We start from the raw sequence: 17,313 nt of genomic DNA, 5'->3' as shown, positions 1-17,313 counted from the left end.
ATCCGCTCCATGACGCCATCGAAAGACATTTCACGCCTGATCGAAATCATGGCGGCGTTGCGCGCGCCGAAGACCGGCTGCCCGTGGGACATCGAGCAGGACTTCTCCACCATCGCGCCCTACACGATCGAGGAGGCCTACGAGGTGGCGGATGCCATCGCGCGCGGCGATCTCGACGATTTGCGCGACGAACTCGGTGACCTCCTGCTGCAGGTCGTCTACCATGCCCAGATGGCGCAGGAAGCCGGCGAATTCGCCTTCCCTGACGTTGTCCAGGCCATCACCACCAAGATGATCCGCCGCCATCCTTACGTCTTTGGCGATGAGAAGGCCCGCAGCGCCGGCATGGCCAAGGGCATGTGGGAGAAGATCAAGGCGCAGGAGAAGGCCGAGAAGCGACAAGCCCGCCTCGCACGCGGCCTCGACCCGGAGGACAACGGCAAGGGGTTCCTGGACAGTGTTCCGGTCGCCCTGCCCGCCTTGACGCGAGCGCTGAAGCTTCAGGAAAAAGCCGCCCGTGTCGGCTTCGACTGGAGCGAGGCGGCTCCCATCCTGGACAAGATCGAGGAAGAGATCGGGGAGTTGCGCGAGGCTTTGGCGAGGGGTGAGACGGCCTCGATCAAGGACGAGTTCGGCGACATGTTGTTTGCCGTCGTCAATCTCGGCCGTCACCTGAAGCTCGATTCGGAGGCGGCACTCAGCGGCACCAACGAGAAATTCCGCTCACGCTTCCACTATGTCGAGCGAGCCCTGGAAAAATCAGGCGGCTCGCTGGAGGAAGCTAGCCTAGAGGAGATGGAAGCGCTCTGGCAGGAAGCAAAAACTGCAAGGTAAGCCTATAGCCTCGACGGAAAACCGCGATAACTTCTTCTCGAATTTCTGCGCGTTAGCCGTTGTTTTTGCGACGCAATCGGCTTTCAATCTCTTCGCGGGCGCTTTGCGTGGCCTTCAGCGAAACGGTGGCGCTGCCATCGTCATTGTCGGTTCGCGAAACGACATCGCCATTGCGATAAAGCCAGTCGACCAGGCCGAATTGTGCCGGCTCGATCGTCACCGTCAGGTCTTGCAGTTCGCCGGCCATCCGCGTTTCGATGACCGCTTTCAGCGCATCGATGCCTTCGCCTGACACCGCCGATACGGCAATCGGCGGCTCCTTGGAACCGTCGGCGCTGTCGGCGAGCAGCCGCTGCCTGTTGCCTTCGTCCAGCAGGTCGATCTTGTTCCAGACTTCGATCACGCGCCTGGTGTCGCTGGCGTCGACGCCGAGATCGGCGAGGATGCGCTCGACGTCCTCGGCCTGCGCCGCCGTGTCGGGATCGGAAATGTCGCGCAGATGGATGACGAGATCGGCCTCGACCACCTCTTCCAAGGTCGCCCGGAACGCCGCGATCAGATGCGTCGGCAGGTCCGAAATGAAGCCCACCGTGTCGGAAAGAATGATCGGCGTGCCGTGCGGCAGCCGCACGCGGCGCAGTGTCGGATCCAGCGTGGCGAACAGCATGTCCTGCGCCAGCACCCCTGCTCCGGTCAGCTTGTTGAACAGCGTCGACTTGCCGGCGTTGGTGTAGCCGACGATCGCCACCACTGGAAACGGCACCTTCTTGCGCTTGGCGCGGTGCAGGTCGCGGGTGCGGCGCACGGTTTCCAGCTCGTGCTTCAGCTTTATGATCTTTTCCTGCAACTGCCGCCGATCGGATTCGATCTGCGTTTCACCGGGGCCACCGAGGAAGCCTGCACCGCCACGCTGACGCTCCAGGTGGGTCCAGCTGCGCACCAGGCGGCCCTTCTGGTAGTTGAGATGGGCAAGCTCGACCTGCAGCGTGCCTTCCTTGGTGCGCGCCCGTTCGCCGAAGATCTCCAGGATCAGCCCGGTGCGATCCAGCACCTTGGCGTTGAATTGCTTCTCGAGATTGCGCTGCTGCACCGGCGTCAGCGGATGGTCGACGATGACCACTTCCGCGTGCCCTTCCTTGACGATCCCGGCGAACTCCTCGACCTTGCCGCTGCCCAGCAACGTCGCCGGGCGCGGGTCGTTGACGGTCACGACCGCCGTATGGATCAGATCAAGGTCAATGGCGCGGGCAAGGCCGACTGCTTCGTCGTGGCGCGCCTCGGCCGAGCGCGTCAGCCGCGGACGGTTCGTGTCATCGTCGTTACGCGGTTGGCGGGTAAGCACAGGCACAATGACAACGGCCCGGGTCGGACCCTTGGCTTCCGTCCCGGGATGATGCGCTGATTTTCCGCGAACCGTGCCGTCCGCGTCCTTCTCACGTGCCAATCAGGCGCCCTGGCTTTCCTCGCCATCGAACATCTGAACCGGCTGGCTCGGCATGATCGTGGAAATGGCGTGCTTGTAGACGAGTTGGGAGTGACCGTCGCGGCGCAGCAGGACGCAGAAATTATCGAAAGAAGTGACCACGCCGGTCAGCTTCACGCCGTTGATAAGAAAGATGGTGAGCGGGTTCTTGCTCTTGCGAACTGAATTCAGGAACAGGTCCTGAAGGTTTTGCGATCGTTCCGCCATTGTTTTTGTCTTTCGCCGATCCCCTTCGGTTTGCAGCCAATGCGCCAAATTAGCGGGCACATGTCAAGCGCGCAAACACCCTCTTGCCGTCAGTAACGACAAGCAGAACGAGATATATTGATGTTCATTCCACCTGTGCGGTTATCAGGCTGGACTTTTTTCCGCAATGTCAAAAAAGGCATGCCGCAACGAAAGTGTTATTGAGCCGGGGTGGCCATTGGCTATGGGATCGCCATCAATGGCCACGATCGGCATGGCAATAGTCGTCGCGGAACTGATGAATGCTTCGCGGGCCGCTTTGGCCTCGGCGACGGAAAATTCCCGTTCCTCGATCTTCAGGCCGAGCCTTGCCGCGACTTCGAACATGGTGGTGCGCGTGATGCCGCGCAGAATGCCATGTTCGGCCGGCCGGGTGACCAGAACGCCATCCCTGGTAACGATCCAGGCATTCGACGACCCGCCCTCCTTGACGTTGCCGTCGGCATCCACGAACCACGCCTCCTGCGCGCCCGCTTCCTTGGCCTTCTGCTTGGCCAATACATTGGGCAGCAGCCCGACGGTCTTGATGTCGACGCGGTCCCACCGGTTCTCCGGCACGGTGATGACGGCGATACCGGTCTCGGCTCGCTTGGCTCCCGCGGCAGGGTCGGCCTTCCTGGCTGTCACCACCAGCGCGGGCTTGACGTTCGCCGATGGGAAGACAAATTCCCGGCTGGCGACACCGCGCGTCACCTGAACATAGACCAGGCCGTTGACGACCTGATTGCGGTTGACCACTTCGCGCAGGATCAGCGGCAACACATTGCGTGTCACCGGCCAGGCGATCGACAGTTCGGTCAGCGAGCGGTTCAGCCGGGCAAGGTGGCGCGGCATGTCGACGATGAAGCCGCGCGCCACCTCGCAGACCTCGTAGACGCCGTCGGCGAACTGGTAGCCGCGATCCTCGATATGCACGGCGGCATCGGCATGAGTGATGTAGCGCCCGTTCACATAGGCAATGCGCGGCATGGTCACCTCGGGAGATTTGGTTCGGCCTGTTTAGGCGATTCCGCCGTGCAGGTAACGGACAATCGCGTGGGCCACCGAGGATTGGGTCAGACGCCCAGCGACTTCAGCTTGCGGTGCAAGGCGGAACGCTCCATGCCGATGAACTCGGCTGTCTTCGAAATGTTGCCGCCGAACCGGTTGATCTGGGCGATCAGATAGTCCTTTTCGAACTGTTCGCGTGCCTCGCGCAGCGGCAGCGCCATTATATGCTGGTCCGACTGGTTGGGCGTGCGCGGCATGACATCGCCGATTTCGGACGGCAGCAGATCCGCGGTGATCGGCGCGTCCACGTCCTCGCCGCGCGCCAGGATCATCAGTCGCTCGACGTTGTTGCGCAACTGGCGCACGTTGCCCGGCCAGTTGTGCGCCTGCAGCACGGCCAGCGCGTCGTCGCCGATACGGCGTGGCTTGATGCCAGCCTGGCGGGCGATCTGCTTCATGAAGTTGTCGACGAGATAGGGAATGTCCTCGCGCCGCTCGGCCAGTCCCGGCACCATGACCGGAACCACGGCGAGCCGGTGATAGAGATCCTCGCGGAAACGCCCGTCGGCGATCATCGCCTCAAGGTTCTGCGAGGTCGAGGAAATGATGCGGACGTCGACCTTGACCCGCTTAGTACCGCCCACCCGCTCGAATTGCTGTTCGACCAGCACGCGCAAAATCTTGTTCTGCGTCTCGCGCGGCATGTCGGCCACTTCGTCGATGTATAGAATGCCGCGATGGGCCTCCTCCAGCGCCCCCACCTTACGTTCGACCCCGTTCGATTCGGTGCCGAACAGTTCGATCTCCATGCGTTCAGGCGTGATATTGGCGGCACTCAGCGTCACGAACGGCCCGCCCTTGCGCGCCGACAGCGTATGAATGGCGCGGGCGGCCAGTTCCTTGCCCGATCCGGAAGGGCCAACGATCATCACCCGGCTGTTGGTCGGCGCGACACGCTCGATGGTCTGGCGCAACTGGCTCATCGCCGAGGACATGCCGATCAAATCGAAAGTCTCGCCGCTGCGCAGCTTGAGGTCGGAAACTTCGCGGCGCAGTTTCGAGGTCTCGAGTGCGCGTTCGGCAATGAGGATCAGCCTGTCGGCCTTGAACGGCTTTTCGATGAAATCATAGGCGCCGCGACGGATGGCGGAAACCGCCGTTTCGATGTTGCCGTGGCCTGAAATCATCACTACCGGCAGGTTCGGGTGCATGGTCTTGATCTCGTCGAGCAGCGCCAAGCCGTCCAGACGCGAACCCTGCAGCCAGATATCAAGGAAGATCAGCCTCGGTGCTCGGTCGGCGATAGCCGCCAGTGCGCTGTCGGCATCGAATGCCGTACGGGTTTCGTGACCCTCGTCACTCAGGATGCCCGCGACGAGTTCGCGGATGTCTTCCTCGTCATCGACGATGAGAATATCAGACGCCATTATCGACCTTTTCAGTTTCTCTTTCGTGGTCCGCCTTGGTTTCGCCGCGCGGCAGCGCGCTGGTTGCAGGCGGCAGGATGATGCTGATCATCGCGCCGCGCCCGCCGTGGAAATCCGCAGGCGCGTCATGGAGTTCCAGCCTGCCGCCATGGTCCTCCACGATCTTCTTGACGATAGCGAGACCAAGCCCGGTGCCCTTTTCACGCGTGGTCATATAGGGCTCCAGCAACCGTTGGCGATTCTCGCGCGGCAGGCCTTTGCCATTGTCGATGACATCGATGCGAATCGCGCCATTCTGACGGCCGGCTTGAATCCGGATTATGCCGTGCGAACCGTCCTTATGTTCCAGTCCGTCGATCGCCTCGGCGGCATTCTTGATCACATTGCCGAAAGCCTGGGCCATCAGCCGGCTGTCGAACGTGCCCTTGAGCGGCTCGTTGCCGAATATCCGCTCGAAGGTGATATCGGCGCGGCTGACTTCGACCAGGAAGGAAGCCTCGCGCAGCGATTCGCGCAGGTCGATGGCCTTCATCTCGGGCTTTGGCATGCGCGCGAAAGCCGAGAACTCGTCGACCATGCGGCCGATATCCTCCACCTGCCGGATAATGGTGTCGGTGCACTGGTCGAAAACCTCGCGGTCTTCGGTGATGACCTTGCCGTAGCGGCGCTTGATGCGTTCGGCGGAAAGCTGGATCGGCGTCAGCGGATTCTTGATCTCGTGGGCGATGCGCCGCGCCACGTCGGCCCAAGCGGATGAGCGCTGGGCCTGAACCAGATCGGTGATGTCGTCGACGGTCACGACATAGGATTTTTCCTCCGAGCCGTCGTCGCCTGCCTCGATGGTGACCTGCACATTGAAGGTCCGCTCGGCGCTGGCGCGATAGAAGGTCACCTGTTCGCGGTAGACCGGCTTGCCGGATTTACGACCGATCTCGAAGACCCGGCCGACATGCGGCAGGATCGCGGAAAGATTCTGCCCAAGTGCCGCGCTGGCGGAAACGGCCAGCATCGATTCGGCAGAACGATTGACGATGGTGATGATGCCGTAAGGGTCGACGCCGATGACGCCGGCGGTGACGCCGGCAAGCACGGCTTCGGAAAAACGCCGCCTCTCATCGATCAGGTCCTTCGCCGACAGGATCTCGTTGCGTTGTGATTTGAGCTCCAGCAGCATCTTGTTGAACGTGTCGCCGAGCGAGGCGACATCGCCATCGGATGGCCGCACCGGCACCGCGACGTCGAGATTGCCGGTCGCGACTTCGTCGGCAGCGCCGATCAGCTGACGGATCGGCCGCACGAGCCGGTCGGCAACAGCTATGCCGGTCCAGATTGCCGATAGGATGATGATCAGGGTCAGCGACAGATAGGGCAGCGCAAACGCCACTTGCGAGGTACGCCTGTTGTCCTCGAGATTGCGATACTCGTCGGTGTTGGACCTGACGATCTGCCGCGCCTTGATCACCTCGGGGTCGACCAGACGGATGGTGTAGAGATAGAGGCCATCGAGCTCGCGCAGCTTGACGATGGCGCCCATGATGTTGCGCGTGCGCGGCTCGATCAGCACCGGCTTGCCGTCCGTGGCGGTGGCCACCGCTCCTTCCGGCGGTTCCGGCATGGCGAAATCGGCATCGGTCTTGGCGCTCATGACGAAGGAGCCATCGGGCTTGATCAGCGCGGCATGCGCCAGCGAGCGGCCCACGGCTTCCTTGTTCATAAGATCGAGAAAGCCGGTGCGATCGAGGCCGTAGAGCGTTCGCGACGCATCGAGATCGTAGGCCATCGACAACGTCGTACCCTGCAGGTTGCGCGCGTTCTCCTGCACATAGGCGTCGGCGATCGACAGGGACGAATTGACGATCGTCTTGGTGCGAATTTCGAACCAGCGATCAAGGCCGATATCGAGCGTGATCGAGGCGATGATCGCCACCATGATGGCGGGAATGGCGGCGACGAGAGCGAACATGGCAACGATGCGCACATGCAGCCGAGAAGCCGCTTTGCCATGCCGGCGCGCCATGACGATGCGATGCACCTCGCGTCCAACCAGCGCGATGAGGAAGAGCACGAAGGCGGCATTGAGAGCAATCAGCGCCCAGGTCGTTTTGGCGTCAGGCGCAATCGGTGTCGCACCGACCAGGATGGCGAACGAAATAGCCGCCATGACCAAGGCACCGACGACCGCCACCACGCCGGGCAGTGCCAGCAGCCGGCGCCCGTCGCGCGCGCCAGGTTCGCTGAAGAGCGGTTTGTTGAGTACAGGTGTCTGCGGAGCCATGTCGCCGTCTAGAGCCAGTGATTGCGTCCGATCTATGCAACGCATTGTGGCGATTATGCAACAAGTGTGACAACTACAGGACTCTTTCCCCGGTCGGTCCCCTGAAAAGATCCTGTATGCAGCGCGGGCTCAGGTCTGGCGGGAGGACTTGTAAACGTTGACGCCCAATTCGCGAATCTTCTTGCGCAGGGTGTTGCGGTTGAGTCCCAGGAGCTCAGCGGCCTTGATCTGGTTGCCGCGGGTTGCCGTCATCGAAGCCAGCACCAACGGATATTCGACTTCGGACAAGATACGCTCGTACAGACCGGCAGGCGGCAATTCGCCCGCAAAGGAGGCGAAATAGCGCTGCAGGAAGTGCTCCACCGCCTGCCCGATGGAAAGATCGTCGGGAATGAGGTTGCCGCCACCCGGTACCACGGGGCGTTCGCCTGTCTTGAGCTCCGTCTCGATGATCTCGGCGGAAATCTCGTCCTGCGAATAAAGCGCGGCGAGCCTGCGGACCAGGTTTTCCAGCTCGCGCACATTGCCTGGCCAGGGATAGCGCTTCATCAGTTCGATGCCGCCGGAAGAGATGCGCTTGGTCTGCAGCCCCTCCATTTCGCCGAGCTTGAAGAAATGGCGCACCAGATCGGGCACATCCTCGGAGCGTTCGCGCAAGGCCGGCAACCTGAGCGGCACGACATTGAGACGGTAGAAAAGATCCTCGCGGAAGAGGCCCTGGTTGATCAGCGTACGCAGGTCCTTGTTGGTGGCGGCGACAATGCGCACATCGGTCTTGATCGGCGTGCGGCCGCCGACAGTCGTGTACTCGCCCTGCTGCAGGACGCGCAGCAAGCGCGTCTGCGCCTCCATCGGCATGTCGCCGATCTCGTCAAGGAACAGCGTGCCGCCCTCCGCCTGCTCGAAACGGCCAGTCGAGCGGCTCTGCGCGCCGGTGAAGGCGCCCTTCTCGTGACCGAACAGTTCCGATTCAATAAGGTCGCGCGGGATAGCCGCCATGTTGATGGCAACGAACGGACCGCCACGACGGCGCCCATATTCATGCAGCGCTCGTGCCACCAGTTCCTTGCCGGTGCCCGATTCGCCCGAAATCATCACCGTCAGGTCGGTCTGCATCATGCGCGCCAGCATGCGGTAGATGTCCTGCATGGCCGCCGAACGGCCGACCAGCGGCATCGTTTCGGGCGGCTCTTCTTGCCTGGCATCGATCTTCGGCCGCCGGGGCTCGGACAAAGCGCGGTTGACGATGTTGAGGAGTTCGGTCAGATCGAAAGGCTTCGGCAGATATTCATAGGCGCCCGTTTCGGAAGCGCGGATCGCCGTCATGAAGGTATTCTGGGCGCTCATGACGATGACAGGCAGTTCCGGCCGCGCCTTCTTGATGCGCGGCAGCATGTCGAAAGCGTTCTCGTCCGGCATCACGACGTCGGTGATGACGAGATCACCCTCGCCGGCCGCGACCCAGCGCCACAGAGTCGACGCGTTGGAGGTGACGCGCACCTCGTGACCGACACGCGACAAGGCCTGATTGAGAACGGTGCGGATCGCAGCGTCGTCGTCGGCGACCAGAATATTGCCGCGAACGGTCATTTGCGGTCTCCTTCACCGTCTTGATCAGCGCCAAGCGCCGTTTCCTTCCAGGCCGGCATCAGAACCCGGAATGTTGTCGCGCGCGGCGTCGAATCGCATTCGATGATGCCGCCATGTTCACCGACGATCTTGGCGACCAGCGCCAGCCCGAGCCCCGAGCCGTTCGGCTTGGTGGTGATGAAGGGATCGAACAGGATCGGCAGGATATCCTCCGACACGCCGGAACCATTGTCGCGCACGCAAAACTCCAGCGGCAGCGACACGCGGTCCTGCGTCCCCGGAACCGAAACGCGAATACCGGGCCGGAAGGCGGTGGACAGCACGATCTCGCCCTGGGGGTCGCTACCGATTGCCTCGGCGGCGTTCTTGATCAGATTAAGGAACACCTGGATCAGCTGATCACGATTGGCAAACACCGGAGGCAATGATGGATCATAGTCCTCCAGTATCTTGATTTTCCTAGCGAAACCGTTCTTTGCGATCGCTTTCACGTGATCGAGCACCACATGGATGTTGACGGGATAGCGGTCGATCGGCCGCCCGTCGGAAAACACCTCCATGCGGTCGACCAGCGATACGATACGGTCCGTCTCGTCGGTGATCAGCCGCGTCAGCGCGCGATCCTCATCGGAAGCGGACAGCTCGAGCAGCTGAGCCGCCCCCCTGATGCCGGAGAGCGGGTTCTTGATCTCATGCGCCAGCATCGCCGCCAGACCGGTCACCGAGCGCGCCGCGCCGCGATGCGTCATCTGCCGGTCGATCTTGTCGGCCATCGACCGCTCCTGGAACATGACCACGACGGAGCCCGGAAACTCCGGCACCGGCGCGACATAGAGATCGACGACCTTTTCGATGCCGAGGCGCGGCGACGAAACGTCGACCCGATATTCGTTGACGGGCGCGCGGCGCTCGCGCACCTGGTCGACCAGTGTCAGCAGCGGACTGCCGAAGGGTATGAGCTTGGACAGGGTGTTGCGCGCCAGCATGGTCGCGCTGGAGCGAAAGAAGTCCTCGGCATCGGCATTGGCGAAGGTGATGAAGCCTTCCTCGCTGATCATGATCACCGGGCGGCGGATCGTGTTTAGTACGATCTGGGCAGCATCCGCCATTTCAACGCCTTGGCCAGGGGTTGCGGTCATGCGGCGCTCCGCAGGTTCAAGGTTTGCGGATCGCGCGAAAACACGTCACGCAGCAAGGCAATGACGCGGGCCGGTTCGGACGCGGTCAATATCGCTTTCCTACTCTCGCCAGCGACACCCTCGGCATGTCGGTCGAGATACCAGCCCAGATGCTTGCGCGCTTGGCGCAGGCCGCTCTCGATGCCGTAAAGCGCCAGCATGTCCTCGTAGTGGGCGACGACATAATCGGTAAGCGCTTGCGCGGTCTCGGGAATGCTGGGCGAAAATGTCCCGGCGGCAGCCGCAGCGATGCCTCCGGCGACCCACGGCGCGCCATAATGGGCGCGGCCGACCATCAACGCATCGGCGCCGGACTGTTCGAGAACGGCGGCTGCGTCGCTTGGGGAGCAGACATCGCCATTGGCGACGACCGGAATGGAAACAGCCTCCTTGACGCGAGCGATGGCGCGCCAGTCCGCCTTGCCCTGGTAGAACTGACAGCGTGTGCGGCCATGGACCGTGACCATCCTGACGCCCGCCTGCTCGGCCCGGCGCGCCAGGACAGGAGCGTTGAGTGCGCCTTCGTCCCAACCCAGCCGCATCTTGACCGTCACCGGCACCTTGACCGCGCCTACCACGGCCTCGATCAGCGAGAGCGCGTGGTCGAGGTCCAGCATCAATGCCGAACCGGCATAGCCACCGGTGACCTTCTTGGCCGGGCAGCCCATATTGATGTCGATGATGTCGGCGCCCTCGCCGGCGGCGATCCGCGCGCCTTCGGCCATATGCATGGCCTCGCGCCCGGCAAGCTGCACCATGTGGACGGGCAGTCCGGAATGGCGTATCCGCAGGCCACAACCCGCCCTGCCCTTGGCGAGTTCGCCGCTGGCCACCATTTCGGACACCACCAGGCCTGCGCCATGCCCATGGGCGCGCTGCCTGAACGCCTCGTCCGTGATCCCCGACATTGGCGCGAGGAAGACGCGGTTGCGTATTCTGACGCCGCCGACGTCGAGAGACTGGGCCAATCCGGTCAAGTTAACCATGCACAAAAACCAAGCACGTCCATTCGTTGCACATTCTCTAGCCAGATCGAGAGAAATGTGCAACGCGGAATGACGCCACATTAAGGCGCAATTGGGAAAATGCTGGCCTTCGGCCTTGGCCGCGACTAGGACCGGACTGCATGACTGGCGCAACCGAAAATCAGGCTCCGGATCCGGGTGGCAAAGTCGCGGTGGTTATCGTCGCGGCCGGCCGCGGCGCGCGCGCCGGACAAGCCGATGGTCCTAAGCAATATCAACGAATTGGCGGACGCGCCGTCATCGCTCGTGTCATAGACATTTTTCTGGCGCACCCGCTCATCGGCCGGGTCGTCGTGGCCATCCATGCCGAAGACCGCGAGCTTTTTCAGCAAGCGGTCGGAACCGATGCGGATCGGGTAACGGCAATTGCCGGAGGCGCGACCAGGCAGGATTCGGTTCGGCTCGGGCTGCAGGCGCTGAGAAGCTACGCGCCGGACAAGGTCCTCATCCACGACGCCGCGCGCCCCTTTGTAGACATGGATCTGATCGACCGCACCATCGCGGCCATCGGCGAACGTGAAGGCGCGCTTCCCGCCCTGCCGGTCGCCGACACGCTGAAACGCGAATCGGCGACCGGCATGGTCGGCGAAACGGTGCCACGGAGCGGGCTGCACGCGGCGCAAACGCCGCAAGGCTTTCCCTTCCTCGCGATCATGACGATGCATGAGCAAGCCTACAACAGCGGCAAATCCGACTTTACCGACGACGCGTCGATCGCCGAATGGATGCAGATGCCGGTGAAGCTCGTTCCTGGATCGCCCGACAATGTCAAACTCACATGGGCACGGGACATCGCCATGGCGCACCAGCGACTTTCCAGCGAGCGGACACACTTTCCCGACATCCGCACCGGCAATGGCTATGATGTCCACGCCTTCGAGCCCGGCGACCATGTTACGCTTTGTGGCGTCGCCATCCCGCATGACAGGAAATTGTCGGGCCATTCCGACGCGGATGTCGGCCTGCACGCCCTGACCGACGCGCTGCTGGCGACCTGCGGGGCCGGCGACATCGGCACGCACTTTCCTCCGTCCGATCCGCAGTGGAAAGGCGCTGCATCGCGGATATTCGTCGAACATGCGGCAAGACTGGTGCGCGAGCGCGGCGGACGCATCGCCAATGCCGATATCACGCTGATCTGCGAGGCGCCGCGCGTCGGCCCGCACCGCGAGGCGATGACATCAGTCCTTTCGCTGATGCTGGGCATTTCCGCCGACCGCATCTCGGTCAAGGCGACAACCAACGAGAAGCTCGGCTTTGTCGGCCGCGAGGAAGGTATCGCGGCGATCGCCACCGCCAGTGTGGTGTTTCCAGGCGAGGTTCCGGAATGACCAACAGCGAACTGGCAACCGCCCTGTTTGAGGCGTGCCGGGAGCGCGGCATCATGCTGGCGACCGCGGAAAGCTGTACCGGCGGGATGATCATCGCCGCGCTGACCGACATTGCCGGTTCTTCCGCCGTGGTCGATCGCGGCTTCATCACCTATTCCAATGAAGCCAAGATGGACATGCTCGGCGTTCGCGCCGCCACGCTCGACGTGCATGGTGCGGTCTCCCGCGAGACAGCCATCGAGATGGCCGCCGGAGCGCTCGCCCGTTCGCGTGCCGGGCTGGCGCTGGCCGTCACCGGCATTGCCGGTCCGGGTGGCGGTTCCAGGGAAAAGCCGGTCGGGCTGGTCTGGTTTGGCGTTGCGGTGAACGGCCGACCCGTGACGGCTGAACGCAAGCTGTTTGCCGACAATGGCCGTGACTTCATCCGCCGGGAAACGGTCCATCATTCACTTGAGATCGGCTTGCAGGCGCTTGGCGAGAGTCAGGCCGCCGGTTTCTTGCCGTAGATGATGTCGGCGCGCTTTTCAAAAGCTTCGGCGAACATGCGGAAGGCACGATCGAACATCGTGCCCATCAGCGCACCCAGGATGCGGCTCTTGAATTCATAGTCGATGAAGAAGCGCACGGCACAACCGGCACCATCCGGCTCGAACCGCCAGACATTGCTCAGATATTTGAACGGCCCGTCAATATACTTCACGTCGATGGCGTGTTCGTCGGGCTTGAGCAGTACCTGCGTCGTGAAAGTCTCCCGGATCGCCTTATAGCCGATGCTCATGTCGGCCACGAGGATGGTGCGGCCGTCACGCTCCTTGCGCGAGCGGACCGCCAACGCTTCGCAAAGCGGCAGGAATTGCGGGTAAGTTTCGATGTCGGCGACCAGCGCGAACATCTGCTCAGGCGTGTGGGCGACGCGGCGGGTGGCTTCGAATTTCGGCATGAAACCGGCGTTAGACCAATTTCTGGAGCTGCGCTTCGCGCGCGGCGCGCAGCCGGGCGAAATCGTCGCCGGCATGGTGCGAAGAGCGTGTCAGCGGGCTCGATGCCACCAGCAGGAAACCCTTTGTCTTGCCGATCGTCTCGAAGGACTTGAATTCCTCCGGCGTGACGAAGCGGATCACCGGGTGGTGCTTCTTCGACGGCTGCAGGTATTGGCCGATGGTCATGAAGTCGACATTGGCCGAACGCAGATCGTCCATTAATTGCAGGATTTCGTTCCGCTCCTCGCCAAGGCCGACCATGATGCCGGACTTGGTGAAAATCGACGGATCGAGTTCCTTGACCCGCTGCAGCAGCCGGATCGAGTGGAAATAGCGGGCGCCCGGCCGGACCTTAAGATAATTCGACGGCACGGTTTCGAGGTTGTGGTTGAAGACGTCGGGCCGGGCCGCCACGACGATCTCCAGTGCGCCTTCCTTGCGCAGGAAATCGGGCGTCAGGATTTCGATCGTCGTCAGAGGCGTTGCCGCCCGGATCGCACGGATGACATCGGCGAAGTGCTGCGCACCGCCATCGTCGAGATCGTCGCGGTCAACGGAGGTGATGACGACGTGGCTGAGGCCCATTTGCTTGACGGCATGCGCGACACGCGCGGGCTCGTCGGAGTCGAGTGCGGTCGGGATGCCAGTGGCGACATTGCAGAAGGCGCAGGCGCGCGTGCATATCTCGCCCATGATCATGAAGGTGGCGTGCTTCTTTTCCCAGCACTCACCGATGTTAGGGCAACCGGCCTCTTCGCATACTGTCACCAGCTTGTGCGATTTCACGATCTCCCGTGTCTCGGCATATCCCTTCGACACCGGCGCCTTGACGCGGATCCAGTCCGGCTTGCGCAATACCTCCTGGTCGGGCTTGTGGGCCTTCTCGGGATGCCGCAGCCGCGGCGCGTTGGCGATCGTGTCGAGGACAGTGACCATCTGAACCCTGGCCTTTCTTGCGACCGCCCGTCGGCGATCGTCACTTTAACGTCATCTAGGACTTTTCGGGACAAAGAAAAAGGCTGCAGCGGCGCATGCCGCTACAACCGTTTTCGCATAGCCGAAAACGATATCGACTAACGGCGCACTAGGCGACCTACCCAGATCAGCAGGCAGGCACCGATGAATCCGGTGATCAGATAAGCGGTCCAGCCGACGCCGAATACGCCGATGTTGAGGGCCTGCAGGACTGCATTCAGCACCACCGCGCCAACGATGCCCATGATAATGTTCATGAATATGCCGGTGTTGCTCTTCATGACCATTTCGGCCAACCAGCCTGCCAGGCCGCCGATGATGATTGCTGCGATCCAGCCCACGCCGTTCAAGTGCATATGCCTTCTCCTTGCGCCAGTAAAAATGCATTGGGAAACGAACTGCCTCGCCGTCGAGATCCCACGGCTTTGACAGCTGAGTCTCCCGCGGGGAATCTATCATGCGTTCAAGGCGCGGCCATAGGCGTCTAGCACGCTTTCCTTCATCATCTCGGATAGCGTCGGATGCGGGAAGATGGTGTGCATCAGCTCTTCCTCGGTGGTTTCGAGGTTCATCGCCACGACAAAACCCTGGATCAGTTCCGTGACTTCGGCGCCGACCATGTGTGCGCCGAGCAACTGACCGGTCTTCTTGTCGAAGATGGTCTTGATGAAGCCCTGGTCTTCCCCAAGCGCAATGGCTTTGCCGTTGGCTCCGAACTGGAACCGGCCGACGCGGATATCCTTGCCCTCGGCCTTGGCTTTTGCTTCCGTCAGTCCGACCGAGGCGACCTGCGGATTGCAGTAGGTGCAGCCGGGGATCTTGAGCTTGTCCGTGGCATGAACACCGGGGAAATTCGCGATCTTCTCGACGCACACGACGCCCTCGTGCTCGGCCTTGTGAGCAAGCATGGGCGGACCGGCGACATCGCCGATGGCGTAGATGCCAGGCACATTGGTCTTGCCATACCCGTCGATGACCACGCAACCGCGCTCGGTCTTAACGCCAAGTGCTTCAAGTCCGAGGTTCTCGATATTGCCCTGGACGCCAACGGCCGAGATCATGCGGTCGGCGGTGATCTTCTCGACCTTGCCGTCCTTCATCTCGACATGCGCGGTAATCGAGTTCGCCCCCTTCTCGACCTTGGTCACCTTGGCCTCGAGGATGATCTTCATGCCTTGCTTCTCGAACTGCTTTTGCGCGAATTTCGAGACCTCTGCGTCCTCGACCGGCATCACCGCCGGCAGCAGCTCGACGACCGTGACGTCGGCGCCCATTGTGCGATAGAAGGAGGCGAATTCGATGCCGATGGCGCCTGAGCCCATCACCAGCAGCGACTTCGGCATCTCCTTCGGCACCATGGCTTCGAAATAGGTCCAGATCAGCTTGCCGTCCGGCTCTATGCCGGGCAGAGCGCGCGGCCGGGCGCCGGTCGCCAGGATGATGTGCTTGGCGGTGTAGGTGCCCTCGCCCTTGACGCCTTTCGGCACCGGCGGCTGCGGCTCCATCGGCTTCTTGGCCGTCTTGGAAACCACGATCTCACCGGGCTTGGATAGTTTGGCCTCGCCCCAGATGACGTCGACCTTGTTCTTCTTCATTAGGAAGGCGACGCCGCCATTGAGCCTGAGCGACACTTTTCGCGACCGATCGACGACCGCAGCGGTATCGGCACTGATCTTGCCGCCATCGAGCTTCAGGCCGTAATCCTTCAGATGATCGGAATAATGCATGATCTCGGCCGACCGCAGCAGCGCCTTGGTCGGAATACAGCCCCAATTCAGACAGATGCCGCCCAGATGCTCGCGCTCGACGATCGCCGTCTTGAAGCCGAGCTGGGCGGAGCGCACCGCGGTGACATAGCCGCCGGGACCGGAGCCGATGATGATGACGTCGTAGTTCTCAGCCACGGGTTTTCTCCTTCAATCACAATTCCAGCATGACGCGCACGACGGGCGTCAGCGCCTCGCCAATGTTTCGCGTATTCTCGGCATCGAGGTGGACGCCATCGAGAGGTGTTGTTTGCGCCACCGTGCCAGCGTCGAAGAAGCCGCAGCCGACCTCGTCGGCGAGTGCGGCGTATTGCGGCGCAAGCTGCTTCGAGGCCTCATCGCCGCCGGCGAACATCTCCCTGAAGTCGGCATTTTCGGTGCGGCTGACAAGAGGCGGCGAAACGATCAGGATCTGCGGTGCCGGCCAGTCGAACGGATAGTCGTGGCCACGCACGATATCGATCAGCCGCTGGATGCCTTGCTTGGCGGCAACCGGGTTGCCATGGATCCATGGCTTCATGTCATTGGCGCCGAGCATGATGACGATCAGGTCGATCGGCGCATGCGTCGTCAACACCGTCGGCAGCAGCCGCGCGCCGTTGCGATCGGCTCCGGCCAGATGATCGTCGAAGGCGGTGGTGCGGCCATTGAGCCCCTCCGCGACGACTTGAACGCCTTCGCCGAGGCCTGCTTGCAGGACGCTTGGCCAGCGATCCCCGAGCCCATGACGGCCGCCCTCGGCATTGTAGCCCCAGGTCAGCGAGTCGCCGTAACAAAGCACCGTCTTCATCCGTTCAACCTGCCTTTGTGTCGGCCACGCCGCGCTTCACGCGCCAGCGTACGAACAACCAATGGATGACGATCGTCACCAGGCCCGGCAGACCGAGACCGGCAACCATCGGCATGTCTTTCCTGACCACCGCGCCGCTGCTGTCGCTGTAGAGGATCAGCGCGACCAGCAGGACGAGAAGCGCCACAAAGGCAATCAGCGTCCACTTGCCCGCCCTGGCAACGGCCGCGACCGGATCGTTCGTCAATTGCGCAACGAAGAAGATGAAGGTGGCGACAAAAGTCACCAGCACCGAGAACATGAAGACGATGATGTATTCTTCCTCGGCGCCGGTGGCGACAGCCAACCATTGCGCGATAAGGCCGCCGGCCAAGCCGGAAATCAAAAAGGCGAAAAGGCTGGTGAAGAATATCCGCACAGCCT

At 62.2% G+C, this 17,313-nt stretch carries 17 protein-coding genes; 3 read left to right on the top strand and 14 right to left on the bottom strand.

Annotated features, from left to right (window positions below; translation table 11 throughout):
• Positions 1 to 9 precede the first annotated feature (9 nt).
• Positions 10 to 834, top strand: a complete 825-nt coding sequence (gene mazG / locus LB554_RS24460) for a nucleoside triphosphate pyrophosphohydrolase (RefSeq protein ID WP_224587328.1) — start codon at positions 10 to 12, stop codon at positions 832 to 834.
• A 52-nt stretch (positions 835 to 886) separates the two neighbouring features.
• Here the strand turns inward: mazG and hflX are convergent, their stop codons facing one another.
• From hflX to dusB, 8 genes are all read right to left on the bottom strand, one after another.
• Complete coding sequence (gene hflX / locus LB554_RS24455; RefSeq protein ID WP_224587327.1) at positions 887 to 2,278, bottom strand: GTPase HflX; 1,392 nt, start codon at positions 2,276 to 2,278, stop codon at positions 887 to 889.
• A complete protein-coding gene (gene hfq / locus LB554_RS24450) occupies positions 2,279 to 2,524 on the bottom strand; it encodes an RNA chaperone Hfq (protein ID WP_006202172.1) in 246 nt (81 codons plus the stop codon).
• A 144-nt stretch (positions 2,525 to 2,668) separates the two neighbouring features.
• Positions 2,669 to 3,532, bottom strand: coding sequence for a D-amino-acid transaminase (locus LB554_RS24445; RefSeq protein WP_224587326.1), 864 nt, complete (start codon positions 3,530 to 3,532; stop codon positions 2,669 to 2,671).
• 86 nt (positions 3,533 to 3,618) lie between these two features.
• Entirely contained in the window at positions 3,619 to 4,980 is a 1,362-nt protein-coding gene (locus LB554_RS24440) for a sigma-54-dependent transcriptional regulator (protein WP_140792888.1), read from the bottom strand.
• Positions 4,970 to 7,300: an ATP-binding protein gene (locus LB554_RS24435; protein ID WP_411962650.1), complete on the bottom strand. Its 2,331-nt coding sequence runs from the start codon at positions 7,298 to 7,300 to the stop codon at positions 4,970 to 4,972. Before LB554_RS24435 ends, LB554_RS24440 begins: the two co-directional genes overlap by 11 nt.
• Before the next feature lie 84 nt (positions 7,301 to 7,384).
• Positions 7,385 to 8,845: a nitrogen regulation protein NR(I) gene (gene ntrC, locus LB554_RS24430; protein WP_023783973.1), complete on the bottom strand. Its 1,461-nt coding sequence runs from the start codon at positions 8,843 to 8,845 to the stop codon at positions 7,385 to 7,387.
• Positions 8,842 to 9,984 carry a two-component system sensor histidine kinase NtrB gene (locus LB554_RS24425; RefSeq protein WP_224587324.1) on the bottom strand — a complete coding sequence of 381 codons (1,143 nt, stop codon included), beginning with the start codon at positions 9,982 to 9,984 and terminating at the stop codon, positions 8,842 to 8,844. Before LB554_RS24425 ends, ntrC begins: the two co-directional genes overlap by 4 nt.
• On the bottom strand, positions 9,981 to 11,009 hold the full coding sequence (dusB, locus tag LB554_RS24420) for a tRNA dihydrouridine synthase DusB (RefSeq protein WP_224587321.1): 1,029 nt from the start codon (positions 11,007 to 11,009) through the stop codon (positions 9,981 to 9,983). Before dusB ends, LB554_RS24425 begins: the two co-directional genes overlap by 4 nt.
• Positions 11,010 to 11,149: 140 nt before the next feature.
• Between dusB and LB554_RS24415 the strand changes: the two genes are divergently transcribed.
• Positions 11,150 to 12,379 carry a bifunctional 2-C-methyl-D-erythritol 4-phosphate cytidylyltransferase/2-C-methyl-D-erythritol 2,4-cyclodiphosphate synthase gene (locus LB554_RS24415; RefSeq protein ID WP_140619604.1) on the top strand — a complete coding sequence of 410 codons (1,230 nt, stop codon included), beginning with the start codon at positions 11,150 to 11,152 and terminating at the stop codon, positions 12,377 to 12,379.
• Positions 12,376 to 12,885, top strand: coding sequence for a CinA family protein (locus tag LB554_RS24410; protein WP_224587319.1), 510 nt, complete (start codon positions 12,376 to 12,378; stop codon positions 12,883 to 12,885). The genes LB554_RS24415 and LB554_RS24410 overlap by 4 nt, the downstream gene beginning before the upstream one ends.
• Here the strand turns inward: LB554_RS24410 and LB554_RS24405 are convergent.
• The 6 genes from LB554_RS24405 to LB554_RS24380 form a co-directional block, all read right to left on the bottom strand.
• Complete coding sequence (locus tag LB554_RS24405; protein WP_015317926.1) at positions 12,861 to 13,319, bottom strand: type II toxin-antitoxin system RatA family toxin; 459 nt, start codon at positions 13,317 to 13,319, stop codon at positions 12,861 to 12,863. The genes LB554_RS24410 and LB554_RS24405 overlap by 25 nt on opposite strands.
• 10 nt (positions 13,320 to 13,329) lie before the next feature.
• The gene (gene lipA, locus LB554_RS24400) at positions 13,330 to 14,295 is read right to left on the bottom strand and encodes a lipoyl synthase (RefSeq protein ID WP_140664404.1); all 966 of its coding nucleotides are present in this window, start codon (positions 14,293 to 14,295) and stop codon (positions 13,330 to 13,332) included.
• A 137-nt stretch (positions 14,296 to 14,432) separates the two neighbouring features.
• Positions 14,433 to 14,690, bottom strand: coding sequence for a GlsB/YeaQ/YmgE family stress response membrane protein (locus LB554_RS24395; RefSeq protein WP_140619600.1), 258 nt, complete (start codon positions 14,688 to 14,690; stop codon positions 14,433 to 14,435).
• Positions 14,691 to 14,789: 99 nt separating this feature from the next.
• Positions 14,790 to 16,238, bottom strand: a complete 1,449-nt coding sequence (gene lpdA / locus LB554_RS24390) for a dihydrolipoyl dehydrogenase (protein ID WP_015317929.1) — start codon at positions 16,236 to 16,238, stop codon at positions 14,790 to 14,792.
• Between the two features lie 16 nt (positions 16,239 to 16,254).
• A complete protein-coding gene (locus LB554_RS24385) occupies positions 16,255 to 16,890 on the bottom strand; it encodes an SGNH/GDSL hydrolase family protein (RefSeq protein ID WP_015317930.1) in 636 nt (211 codons plus the stop codon).
• Positions 16,891 to 16,894: 4 nt separating this feature from the next.
• Positions 16,895 to 17,308, bottom strand: a complete 414-nt coding sequence (locus LB554_RS24380; protein ID WP_224587316.1) for a hypothetical protein — start codon at positions 17,306 to 17,308, stop codon at positions 16,895 to 16,897.
• Between the last annotated feature and the right edge of the window lie 5 nt (positions 17,309 to 17,313).

This window comes from Mesorhizobium sp. CO1-1-11 (assembly GCF_020164995.1).
GTDB classification, from domain to species: domain Bacteria; phylum Pseudomonadota; class Alphaproteobacteria; order Rhizobiales; family Rhizobiaceae; genus Mesorhizobium; species Mesorhizobium australicum.
Note: the sequence above shows the minus strand (reverse complement) of the source record. Positions and strands in the feature narration are given on the sequence as shown.